We start from the raw sequence: 12,537 nt of genomic DNA, 5'->3' as shown, positions 1-12,537 counted from the left end.
ATGAGCGCACATGAAAAACATTTTTTGTTTGCTGATAGGACTGAGTGCAACACTCCGCCTGTTTGCACAGGACACAGCAGCCCTGGGCACAAGTGAGTATGATTGTGTACCGGAAGTCTTTGGCAAAAACAGGGCGGTACTAATGAAAGATTTTCTTCAGATATCCATGATAGAAGAAAAAACATTCGGAGACGCCTTGTTGGAATATGAAAAAGAGAAAACACCCTGGCTCGCGGAACGGGTGGCATTGCTAAGGATGTATAACCAGGAATTTTCTTCCCTGGACGAGCGCAAAATGAATTCATTGACCAGGCAGCTTATCAATAACGACCAGGAATTCGGACGGTTGCAGATACGGTACTTCCGCAAAATGAACAAGGTACTGGGCGCCAACAGGGCGGCTAAGTTCTTTCAGCTGGATAGCTACCTGGAACAATCTTCAAGAGTGTATATACAAAAAGGATTGCCTTTTATAAAAGAACTGGAAGCAGAGAGACAGGTGTTTACACGCAGTAAACCCGTTGCACAACAATAGAATTTAAAATAAAACCGGAATGCTCATCAGGATTACATGCATGTTATTGGTAGGTGGCTGTATGACTTTGTGGAACCATGTTTTTGCGCAGGATACGCTACACGGAAAATGGACGTTCAGCCTGCGTGATTCCCTGGATCATGCCATAGATTTCAGCGACTGGATCATTAATGCAAATGGATTTGTACCGGTACCGGTGCTGATAACCGAGCCTGCAGTGGGCTTTGGCGGGGCTATTGCACCGGTTTTATTGCGTAAACGCCAGCAACCGGCTATGTTGAAAGCGCATAAAAATATGGCGCCCATACCACCGGATATTACCGGAGGCTTTGGTTTTTATACCGCCAGCAAAAGCTGGGGTGCCGGATTGGGAAGGAGTGGTAGTATCATCAAATGGAGAATGAGCTACAAAGTTTTTGCAGCTTACCTGGATCTGAACCTCAATTTCTATAAAACATTACCGGTAAAAGGAGAAACTGAATTTGGTGTGAATATCAAAAGCATCCCCGCTTTCCTGCGGTTACAAAGACAGCTGGGCTATTCCAACTGGTCGGCGGGGTTACAATATGTTTTTACCAAAACTACTGCCCGCCTGGAGAAATCCATTCTTCCGGATTCTCTTTTTAAACCAAAGGAAATGGATAACATCAGCAGTATTCCCGGGGTATTGATTGAGTATGATAAAAGAGACAATGTATTTACACCGGGTAAAGGAACCAAGCTGCATGTAGATGCTAATTTCTCCAGCCATATTTTCGGAAGTGATTTTGACTATACACATCTCAGTGGCTTTGTATACCAGTACATCCCCATTGGACACAAGGATAAATGGGTTTGTGCATTTCGGGGAGATATGCAGCAGGTGTTTGGAGATATCCCCTTTTATTTCAAGCCTTCCCTCGACTTGCGGGGTATTCCTAAAGGACGTTATCAGGGGAATGTGAATATGCTGGTAGAAACGGAACAACGCTGGAATGTATTTCACAGGTGGAGCGCCGTGTTTTTTACCGGCGTAGGTAAAGCCTTTGATGAATATTCCTCTTTCGGGGAAGCCGGCTGGAACTATAGTTACGGCACCGGATTCCGGTATCTGCTGGCCCGGAAATTTAAATTGTATATGGGGGCAGATATCGCCAGGGGCCCCGAACAGTGGGGATTTTATGTTCAGTTTGGAAGCGCCTGGCTTAAATGATCACCTAATTTATTTGTATGTCCTTTTTTCGTAAACATAGCCTGTTAATATTTTTTATGATGCTGGGATCGTATGCCGCATCCGGACAAGCATTGATAGCCCTGGTATTTGGCAAGAAGATTACAAATAGTAAACTGCACCTGGGAATTTATCTGGGTGCCTCTTCCAGCTGGATAGACGGAGCCTCCGGGCAAATGCCCCGGTATGGCTTTGCTATTGGCGCCTATACAATATACGATCTCAATACACACTGGCAACTGGCTATGGATATTGTGATGAGATCACCCAAAGGAGCGAAGCAGCTCAGGTATGAAAATTCATTTGTTGTACCCGATGATGCCGCCCTGATAGGAGAAGATTTCAACCGGCTGTTAACATATATGTCTTTTACACCGCTGATCAGGTATAAACTCACACCTTCCTGGGGCATCGCAGCAGGGCCATATGTAGCCGCGAGGACCAAAGCAAAAGATATTTATGGAAAAGACACAGAGAACGGAACACTGTACTATTACTATAACAGTAAAAAAGATATACACCTGGCAGATGCCGGCGCCTCCTTCGATATACAGTATATATTGATGAAGGGAAAAGGAATGCATATCAATGCACAGTTTAACCTTGGTCTGACAAATTTTTACAAGGATAAAAACACGCATGCTTATCACCGGCAAATCCTGCTGGGTGTTGGTATACCGATTGGTAACAGATAGTTGCCCATAAATATTCTGTAAATCTAAAACCTCAATTGTATGAAACTACTTAAAACAACTTTTTGCCTGTTGACAGTATTATCATTTTGGGCCATTTCCGCTGAAGCACAGGAGGAGCAGGTACTGCTGAAAGCGGAACGTATCAAGAGCGATCAGCTGCCCCCGGAAGTAATTGCTGCGTATAAACAGAAATTTCCTTCTGCCAATCTGAAACAGATTGTTAAACTGCCTACCCAGGTATATAAATCAGATTGGGAGATAGATGAGTTGAATAAACCAGATGGGGGAGATGAATACTATTCTCTTTCCTTATCAGGAACCAATGTAAGCCTCGAAGCACTTTATGACAGAAAGGGCAACCTGATCAGGGCCAATGAAGTGGCTAAGAATGTAGCCTTGCCCAGGAAAATCGGCACTTATATCGTTACTAACTATAAAGGATATAGTATCAAAAAAGACAAGGTAAAACGCCTCATTGAACCTAACCAGGTACAGGCTGAATGGGAAGTAGGCATTGCAAAAGGCAGCGAACAGAAACGATTGTTTTTTGATAAGGATGGCAATTTTGCAAAAGAAAAATGAGCGCAATGGACCGGTGTAGTTCCCTTGCACCGATACAGCGTAAAGAACACAAACATATGTTATGAAAGATCGTGGTGATATTACCTGGTTAATAATCCTGCTGTTGTTATGTGCGCAGGGTACGCGGAGTTATGGCCAACCCGGGCCTATGGGCGATTCATTGACATCAGCAGCAACGATGTGGCAACATCGGGAAAAAATGGCTCCCTGGTTTGTAGAACGCTTTAAAATCAGTGCAGGCTTTTTCCTGGCGGTAAATAATACCGATGTACAGGTAGAAAATGCAAGTGGCAGCAGGGGTACTGATATTGATTTTGAAAATGATCTTGGGTTCAACCGGAATATAGGCACCTTCCTGGCAGATGCGCAGTGGCGTATTTCCAGGCGCTCCCGTATTGACCTGGCGTACTACGGTATCCATCGTAATGCCCGGTATACCTTGCAGAAAGAATTGCATTTCGGAGATCATATCTATAACATCGATTCCAGGGTAGACGCTTTTTTTAACACAGATATTTTCCGTTTTTCCTATGGTTATGCACTGCTGTCGAAAAGCAGATATGAAGCCGGACTGCTGATAGGAGCGCATATTGTAGGTTTAGGTGTGGGTATAGGCGTGACGGGAAATAATATCGATGCGCAGGAGGACCGTTTTTCTTTTACGGCCCCCCTGCCCGATATTGGTATATGGGGCGGTTATGCAATCAATCCAAGATGGGCTGTCAACGGAGAGTTCAGCTATCTTTCACTCACCATCGATAATATCAACGGCAGGATACTCAGTGGATATCTCAATGTCACTTATCGCGTGATCTCAAAATTAGATCTCTCCCTGGGATATACAGGATTCAATTTTAAGGTAAGCACCACCAGGGAGCACCTGGCGGGTGATTTTAAATGGGGTTACAACGGACCTTCCCTTACGGCCGCTTATTCGTTTGGAAGGAAAACCTGGAAATAACAACCTTTCAAAGCGGTATAAATGGGCGTGATCAGTATAAAAAAGGACTGGAAAACGGTATTTGTAAAATGATATTTTTATGAAGACAACACAACCTCGCCATAGCCTCCTGATGGCCATGATAATGCTGATAGCATGTAACGGTAATCATACTTCAAAGGAAGCCACATTTATCAGGGATAGTGTTGGTACAGCATTGTGTTGCCGTGTTCCTTCGCGGTTTGCTGTAGCCACCCCCGGAAAGGCGCCGGATGGCATGGTGTGGATAGGCGGTGGTGAATTTATGATGGGTACCAATGATAAGCGTGCTTATGAACAGGAACGTCCGGCGCATCCGGTGCAGGTGAACGGCTTCTGGATGGATAAGACTGAAGTAACCAATAAAGCATTCAAAGTTTTTATAGATGCTACAGGATATGTCACCGTAGCAGAACGCAAGCCCAGGTGGGAAGATATTAAAGCGCAACTTCCGCCAGGCACACCTGCTCCGCCGGATGATCAGCTGGTACCTGGTGCATTGGTATTTGTAACATCCGGAGAGGCAGTAGATACCCGGGATATCACTAACTGGTGGCATTGGATACCCGGCGCCAGCTGGTTGCATCCGGAAGGGCCGGGCAGTAGCCTGGAAGGTCGCTGGAATCATCCTGTTGTACAGGTGGCCTGGGAAGATGCGGCCGCTTATGCCAAATGGGCTGGTAAACGATTACCTACTGAAGCAGAATGGGAATTTGCCGCAAGAGGAGGCTTGGTAGAAAAACGTTTTGCCTGGGGCGATGATTTTACACCGCAGCAACATTTTATGGCCAATACATTTCAAGGTCATTTTCCTAATCAGGATAAGGGAGAAGATGGATACCGCGGCACCGCGCCGGTGGCCAGTTTCCCGGCTAATCCTTTTGGGCTGTATGATATGATCGGTAATGTGTGGGAGTGGACAACGGATTGGTATGATGCCAGCCTGTATAAAAGAATGAACACACACACTGCTGTGTATAATCCTACAGGACCTGCCGGTACCTTCGATCCGGAAGATAAATATGCGATCAAGAGAGTTACCAAAGGCGGGTCCTTTCTTTGTGCAAATGATTATTGCATTAACTACCGGCCCAGTGCACGACGTGGCACCTCCTTTGATTCCGGCGCCTCCCATATAGGTTTCAGATGTGTGAAAGAGGGTAATGCTGAAAAGGAAACACCGGCCAAAGTATTGATCACGAAGAAATGATCAGGATATCGTATTACAACAAAGGCGCCATCTACGGCGCCTTTGTTGTAATACGATCATTTATTAATTATTAATTTCCTTTTCCGAAATCGGGTGCGGTTTTATCATACCATATCCTTTGGGAGCTAAGTGTAGGAAGATCCTGTGCATTCAGTGTAAATCCCTGTTGTTGTTGGGCTGTGGTCCAGTTGGCGCGATTCACTTCTCCGGGATCTGTTAACCAGAAGCGGCGTGGTATTAATTCATTAAATGGTTCCCTGGCATAATAGACAGAGCTGTTTTTTGGATAACCTGTACGTCTGCAAAAAACATATGCTTCATTGGGCTGCCGGTACAAACCCAGGTATTGTTGAATATAGATGCGTTCCAGGTCATTGGTACCATTGAATTTTACCAAAGCATTATTCTGGTAGTTGCTGATTTCTGTTTCTCCCGTACCGCTAAAGGCGGTAGTAGAACCTGCTGCAATAGCAATGGCATTCATTGTTTGAATAGAAGATGCAATGCCTTTATTATACCATTCCTGGGCAGTTCCCTTGGTATTAACAGCACCGGCATATCCTTTCTGAATAAATTCTGCTATATAAAAACAGGTTTCTGCATAAGTAACCGGAACATCCAGGAAGTTGCCTGTAGCCTGGTTCAGCTTGGGAGAGAAAAACTTGCGGTTAATAGCTGATATCAGGTTATACTTGGTGTATGGACTGGCAACAAAGTTATTCCCGATATAAAAAGCGACTGTCGGATTGGTAGTCCAATCGGCCGGACCGCCCTGGTACATGATCAGCGGGTCAACAGGATTAATAAAAGCCGGTAGTGTGACATTGTATTTTGTCAGGGTATCCTTGTAACTGCCAATCAGGTCATTCTTTTCAAAGTATACCGGCAAACGGGGATCATTGCTGCCTTTCAGGAATTTCATGATAGAAGTGGTGGCGTAGCGGCGACTGCGGTAATCAATATCAGTGCTGTTACCAAAAGGCGAATAGGTGCTGTTCATATATTTTACCTGTGCGGCATCCTCATCAATAGGACCGGTAGCATCCTGCATTACCTGCTGGAAAATGGCCTGGCATTTTGCTTTGTCTGCATTTTCCAGGCGGGCGGCAATACGTAGTTTAAGGGTGTTGGCCAGTTTTACCCATTTGGTCCAGTCGCTTTGGTAAAAGATATCAGCTTGTCCGTAACCCACCTGGTTGGTAAGTGAATTATCTGCCAATACTTTGATGGCGTCATCAAGTTCGGTGAGCCAGGTATCAAACAGCGGTTGCTGCTCATCATATACGGGGCTGTATTTACCCTCATACCGGCCATCTATTGCCTGTGAATAAGGCATGGAGCCATTCATGTCTGTTACCTTAATGCCGTGTAGTGCCTGCAATACATACGTTACCATTTTAATCTTCTGGTATTGCGCTTTATCGGGATCGGGCATAAGATCTACCTGTCTTCTTATTTCAAAAAGGTTGGGCAGGATTTGCAGGTAATAGATATTATAACGGGTGTTTACATTGTTGGTGATTTCGTAAGGGCTGGAGGTAACGTGTTGCGTGAAGCGCATCAGTTGTTCCATGCTCTCCCATACCCATTCTGTTCCCTGATAAGTGATGATCTTATCTTCCGAATAACTCAACAGAAATTTTACATCCGGTTTGCTTACCACGCTGGGATTAGTATTGATATCACCAAAGTTTTTCGTGCAGGAAGCAGTGCCCAGCAGCGTAACCAGTATGCAGGCACTTATATATCGGTTCAGTAATTTTTTCATGATCTTCATTTTTAGTGAGTACAAATGTTACTGCGTTACTTAAAATCCAACTCTGATGGAGCCTGCAATGGAGCGTACCATTGGCAAAAATCCTTCTTCACCTGAAAATGCGGTGTTGTTGGAGTTGTTGGAAGCAGGGTTGTAATTGTAAGGCAGCGAATTGTACAGATATATTAAGTCACGTCCTACTACTGCGACACTGAGATTGTTCAGCATCAGTTTTTTACAGAGACTGGCAGGAAACTGGTAAGAGAGAGATACCTGCCGTAGCGATATCCAGGAATTTTTCTTTATCCAGTAATCAGATACGCCGGTAGAAGAGGAGCCGTAACGATAATAAAACTGCGGGGCATGCGTAGGCTCTACATAGCCTTTTGCATACGCCTGTGCATAGGTCATACCACCTACATCCACCTGTGTATTATCAGGCAATGTGATCATCTGACCTTTTGCAAATACACCGTCCGGGATCATGCCGTCATCATAACTTTGGTTGTCGTATTTGCTGGTCCAGGTAATACCACCGTGATCAGCGTCGCGGCCGGCAAGTGTATTGGGAAATACGCCGGTATGGGTGCCATAGCGGTAAGTAAGCAGCACAAAGTCACCGCCTATTTTGGCATCCAGCAGTACATTCAGGGCAAGGCTTTTATACCGGAAGGTATTACCCCAGCCGCCGCGGAATTTGGCGTTAATATCTCCTACATCCTGTAAGGTGTTGCTGCGGGCCGGAAAGGCGGCGCGGGCATCCGAGCGCCATGCCAGTTCGGGCTTACCGTTATTGGGATCATCTATAGGATTACCGTTGGCATCTGTTGCCTGGTATGCTTTGGAATGAATGATCGTGCGCAATGTACCATAGGATTTGCCTACAATAGCCCAGGTACTGATTTCGCCTACATTCGCTTTCAGGTCATATTCTGTTCTGCCGGGATATAATTCTTTAATGAGGTTGCGGTTCAGGGAGTAGTTCAGGGTACTGGTCCATTCAAAATTCTTTGTCTTTATGGGCGTACCATCTATCAATATTTCCAGCCCTCTGTTCTGAATATTTCCTGCATTGATGATGATGCCTTCCAATCCTGATTCAGGCGGCGTACCGATGTCGAGGATCTGATTTTTTGTATTATCCTGGTACACGGATACATCAAATCCTAACCTGCTTTCCAGGAAGCGCATTTCTATTCCCAGTTCCTTGGCGATTTTTTTCTCCGGTTTGAGGTTGGGCAGCAGTGCGATGAATTTATCGGTAAGCGGGTTTGGATACCGGGTATAGGTAGAGATGGGCAGGTCTAACCCGTCGGCGGACGTATAGCCGTTGAATGCAAAGCCGGGATTGATGTTGAATGGATCGGTGTCTTTACCTAATCCCGCGATGTTACCTCTTAACTTACCATAGGTGATCCATGCCGGCATTTTAAATGTTTCCGAAAACAGCCAGGAGACGCTTACAGAAGAATAATTATAGAAGTTATTGCCGGAGCCGTTCGTATAGGTAAGTGCAGATGACCAGTCGCCTCTGAACGTTCCCTGTAGGAACAGTTGATTTTTATAGGCCAGATCGGCGCTTGCATAGAGGGAGTTGAATGCCTTTTTGTAGGAGAGGCCGCCTTCTGCTTTTGGCTTCTCTACTGAATTAGCCAGGAAATAATTGCCCGGGTAACTCAGTCCGCCAACGGTTTCGCTATAGTTATTGGTCGTCTGGAAGCGTTGTGTTTCTCCACCGATATAACTACTCAGCTCCAGGTCTTTGGTGAGGGTTTTGTTGATCATCATCATCCATTTCAGGAAATAACTTTCCTTGCTGGTATGCCCCAGTCCGTACAAACCTCCTGTGAAGTTCTGTCCCTGTCCGAGTTCCTTGTTTTCATTTTTTGTGTACAGGTTGTTGACGTTGGCTTCCAGTTGCAGTTTGGCCCAGGGAGTCAGGGTAGCGGTAATGGCTACACGACCACGGATGGTTTGTTCATTTTGCAGGTATTCGTTTTCGAATAAGTTAAACCAGAAACGTGATTCCGGTACTTTATTTGGTTCATTGGGATCAGCGGGATTGGGTGCGCCGCCAAACACGCTGGTATATTTATCTTTTTGTATCCAGTAATTGGTATCGTAATTACGGGGTAGTATCCAGCTAAATAGCTTACCGAAATTATAGGAGGCAAAAGCATCGAGTCCGCCCAGTCTTGGTGGGTTTTTCCCGTCAAAGGCGGTGTAGTTGGCGCTGACGTCTGCACTCAGGTATTTGCTGATGACATGCGTTACCCGGAGGTCGACGCTGTTTTTGAGCAGGTTGTTTTTGAATACAATGCCTTCGCTTTGGTCGCGGCTATAGGAGAGCCGGAAAGTAGAACGCTCGTTGCCGCCATCTATAGATATATTGGTAGAAGAGCCATGTCCGTTTTGGAAGGCATCCATGAAGTTATTGGGTTGCGCCACGTATTTGGTTGGGGTGCCATCGTAGTTGAGAACATCCTGCCCGGCAAAACGGGGCCCCCAGTTTTCCAGTTCGCGGCCAATCTGCCGGTCTATGTAAGGTTTGCCGGTAGCCGGATCGGTCGGGAATACTTTCGTTCTCCATTTTTCAGTGTCTTTATAATTTTGATCACGGGTATCTGTGAAGAAAAATCCCACGGTACCACCGCCAAATTCATTCTGAAAGTCGGGGCCGGAATAAGGCTGGAAAGTATTGAAGGTCTGGCTGACATTCACCCCGATACCCTTTCTTTCATGGCCTTTTTTGGTGGTGATCAGGATCACACCATTGATGGCCCTGGAGCCGTATAGCGCCGCCGCAGAAGAACCTTTCAGGACAGACACGCTTTCGAAGTCTTCCATGTTCAGGTTTTTCAGGTCATTACCAAAATCGCGGCCAGTACCACTGAAAGTATTGTTTTCGATGATGACGCCATCGATTACAAATATGGGCTGGTTGTTATTGCCCAGGGTGGAGTTACCACGTATCACTATTTTGGTGCTGCCAAAAAGACCACCGGCGCCCTGATCTATCTGCACGCCGGCCACTTTGCCCTGCAATGCATTGACTGGGCTGATTTCGTTGGTAATGGCCAGTTCAGATCCTTTTACTTCCGTAACGGAATATCCCAGGCTCTTTTTGGCTTTGGTTACGCCCAGTGCGGTTACCACTACTTCTCCCAGTTGTTTATTATCTTCCGCAAAGGTCACATTAATGGTAGCCTGGTTATTAATGGGTACTTCTTTCCTGATAAAACCTATGGCATTAAATATAAGCGTACCATTACCGGGAGCATTGATGGTGAAAATACCGTCACCATCGGTAATGGCGCCTGCTTTAGTACCTTTGAGCAGTACAGATACCCCCGGTATAGGCTCATTGGCGGGGGAGGTGACCCGGCCACTGATTTTTATGTTTTGCGCAAATACTGCGCAGCAGCAGGATAGGAGCAGGGATAGCAAGGCTAGCCTACGCTTGCAGGAGTGTAAACATTTCCACATACATTGTAATTTAGAGGTTGATAGTTACTGTATAAGCTGATTGACCGGAGACTACGGCCTCAAATGCTCATGATGGTTGATCTATCGTTTCATCGGTAATTGTGAATGCCTGTTTTTTCATTGATTTGCTTATGCATACATCTTATGAGAATAACAGTTACCGTTTTCAAATGTTCATTTGCAGGGTCAACTATTGTTGATATCATAGTATGGAATTAAATTATCCCGGTAAAGATATTATTAAAAACAAGAACCCCCATGCTTAGCATGGAGGTTCTTGTTTTTAATAATTAAAGACGATCAGAGATATTGTAGCTATTACCAGGGTTTCCCGGTACCTTCTATCAGCCACATTTTTGACCACTGGTCATTGGCGGCAGGCGTAAGGCTGGATATAGCCGCATTGGCATTTTGTCCGTTATAGTTTATCTCGTTATCACCATACATAAATCTCACAGGTATTTTTTCTCCCTGGGGACCATTACTGATATTTTTACCAATAGCAGGGAAACCGGTCCTTCTCCAGTCAAACCAGCCATCAACGGTCGTAAATGCTGCCGCCCATTTCTGAGTCAGAATAGCTTCTGTTTTATTGGCAGCGTTGTTATATTCCGTAGTCAGGCTTGCCAGGAAGGCGCTCTTGTCAAAAGCATCGGTCTTGTGGGTGGTGGGGTTATATACTTTTACATCCCCGTCCTTAATCCCATATTGCTCTAAAGAGGCGGTAACCCCGTTTAAATAATAATCGAGGGCTGCTGCCGGTATCCAGCCTCTTACCGCAGCTTCTGCCAAAGTAAACTGTACTTCCGCAGCTGTAATAAAGATGCTTTTTACCAGCGGATTCTTATCCTGGCGATACATGGTGGACAGGTAGGAAACAAAAGGATTGGCGGCGCCACTTTTGTACATAGCACTATTCAATGCTGCTGCTTCAGCCAGGTAAGTGGCCTTGTTGTTGTTATAGCTGTCTGGATCATTCAATCCAATTTTGAGCCCAACATAAAGCGAGGTATCAATGCTCGGGTTATACGTTTTTATATAGCGTTTTACTACACCATTTTCGTCTTTCATGATAACTACATCAGCACCTTTATCCCTTACCAGGGTTTGTACGTCTGTAGGCATGAACCATACGGTTAACCTGGGGTCATTATGTGTCTTTAAAAAATTCACAATAGTGGCGGCAGGTTTCTTCCTGTAAAATTCAGATGTAGTGGGCGTGTTCAAAGCGCCCAACGGCCATGAATCTGTCGCATTATTTCCCGGGAAGGCTACGGCAGCATTGTCTGCGCTACTGAGTATCAGCGGATATTTTGCCGGGTCAGCAACTATTTTGCTGAATTCGGCTACTACATCCACTCCCAGGGCTTTCATCTCGGTTGCTTTCTCCGAAAGTCTCATCAAAAAACGGAGGTGTAATGAATTGACAAATTTTCTCCACCGGAGGGCATCACCTGCAAAAAGGACATCTGCCTTCATTGTTATTGAAGAGGTGTTGGTGGCAGCTGTGAAGTATTCATTGGCGGCTTCCAGGTCACCGAGAATGCCTTTGAACACATCTGCCTGTTTATCGTAAACCGGTTGCAGATTATTCTCAGCTCCCTGCATAGCCTGGGAATAAGGCACATCTCCCCAGGCAGAGGTATTAAACCCAAACCAGTAAGACTGCATCGCCAGTGCTACTCCTTTTATGAAGGAGGAATCTGCATCTCCTGTAGCCCGTTGTTCTAAGTAGCGGGCATTGGAAAGTGGTTTATACAAATCGCGGGTAGACCAGGAAAGTTGGCTCCAGCCAAAGGTATTGGTAACTGCAAACTCCAGGAAATCGCGCTGCGTATATTGCATAGCTTCCGGAATCACGCACATGGTTACATTACTGGTGATGGATACTTCTGCTACTTTCAGCGCCGATCCCGAAATAACGCTTGTCATGACGTAAGCCGGCTTGATCTGTTGATCTGACAGCGCATTGGGGTTTAAATTTGTATCAGTTAAGTCCGCCGTGCATCCTGTAAGTAACAACGATAACGGCATACCGAATCTGATAACATCCCCGCATAATTTATTGATCAATTTCATAAAGA

Annotated in this window: 9 protein-coding genes; 6 read left to right on the top strand and 3 right to left on the bottom strand. The window is 45.5% G+C overall.

Going from position 1 to position 12,537, the window contains the following annotated elements; translation table 11 throughout:
• The first annotated feature begins 10 nt into the window (after positions 1–10).
• The 6 genes from ABQ275_RS11790 (at position 11) to ABQ275_RS11765 (ending at position 5,211) form a co-directional block, all read left to right on the top strand.
• Complete coding sequence (locus ABQ275_RS11790) at positions 11–535, top strand: hypothetical protein (RefSeq protein WP_349318507.1); 525 nt, start codon at positions 11–13, stop codon at positions 533–535.
• A gap of 19 nt (positions 536–554) precedes the next feature.
• Complete coding sequence (locus tag ABQ275_RS11785; protein ID WP_349318506.1) at positions 555–1,727, top strand: BamA/TamA family outer membrane protein; 1,173 nt, start codon at positions 555–557, stop codon at positions 1,725–1,727.
• A 56-nt stretch (positions 1,728–1,783) separates the two neighbouring features.
• Entirely contained in the window at positions 1,784–2,440 is a 657-nt protein-coding gene (locus ABQ275_RS11780; RefSeq protein ID WP_349318505.1) for an outer membrane beta-barrel protein, read from the top strand.
• A gap of 39 nt (positions 2,441–2,479) precedes the next feature.
• On the top strand, positions 2,480–3,022 hold the full coding sequence (locus ABQ275_RS11775; protein WP_349318504.1) for a PepSY-like domain-containing protein: 543 nt from the start codon (positions 2,480–2,482) through the stop codon (positions 3,020–3,022).
• Positions 3,023–3,083: 61 nt separating this feature from the next.
• Entirely contained in the window at positions 3,084–3,983 is a 900-nt protein-coding gene (locus ABQ275_RS11770) for an outer membrane beta-barrel protein (RefSeq protein ID WP_349318503.1), read from the top strand.
• A 79-nt stretch (positions 3,984–4,062) separates the two neighbouring features.
• The gene (locus ABQ275_RS11765) at positions 4,063–5,211 is read left to right on the top strand and encodes a formylglycine-generating enzyme family protein (RefSeq protein WP_349318502.1); all 1,149 of its coding nucleotides are present in this window, start codon (positions 4,063–4,065) and stop codon (positions 5,209–5,211) included.
• 70 nt (positions 5,212–5,281) lie between these two features.
• Here ABQ275_RS11765 and ABQ275_RS11760 read toward each other — a convergent pair whose 3' ends face one another.
• From ABQ275_RS11760 to ABQ275_RS11750, 3 genes are all read right to left on the bottom strand, one after another.
• Positions 5,282–6,979 (bottom strand): SusD/RagB family nutrient-binding outer membrane lipoprotein, encoded by a 1,698-nt coding sequence (locus ABQ275_RS11760; RefSeq protein ID WP_349318501.1) that lies wholly within the window; start codon positions 6,977–6,979, stop codon positions 5,282–5,284.
• A gap of 39 nt (positions 6,980–7,018) precedes the next feature.
• Complete coding sequence (locus tag ABQ275_RS11755) at positions 7,019–10,453, bottom strand: SusC/RagA family TonB-linked outer membrane protein (protein ID WP_349318500.1); 3,435 nt, start codon at positions 10,451–10,453, stop codon at positions 7,019–7,021.
• A gap of 318 nt (positions 10,454–10,771) precedes the next feature.
• Positions 10,772–12,532 (bottom strand): SusD/RagB family nutrient-binding outer membrane lipoprotein, encoded by a 1,761-nt coding sequence (locus tag ABQ275_RS11750; protein ID WP_349318499.1) that lies wholly within the window; start codon positions 12,530–12,532, stop codon positions 10,772–10,774.
• Positions 12,533–12,537: the final 5 nt, after the last annotated feature.

This window comes from Chitinophaga sp. MM2321 (assembly GCF_964033635.1).
Taxonomy (GTDB): domain Bacteria; phylum Bacteroidota; class Bacteroidia; order Chitinophagales; family Chitinophagaceae; genus Chitinophaga.
The sequence above is the reverse complement of the archived record's forward strand: the minus strand, read 5'-3'. Positions and strand labels throughout refer to the sequence as shown.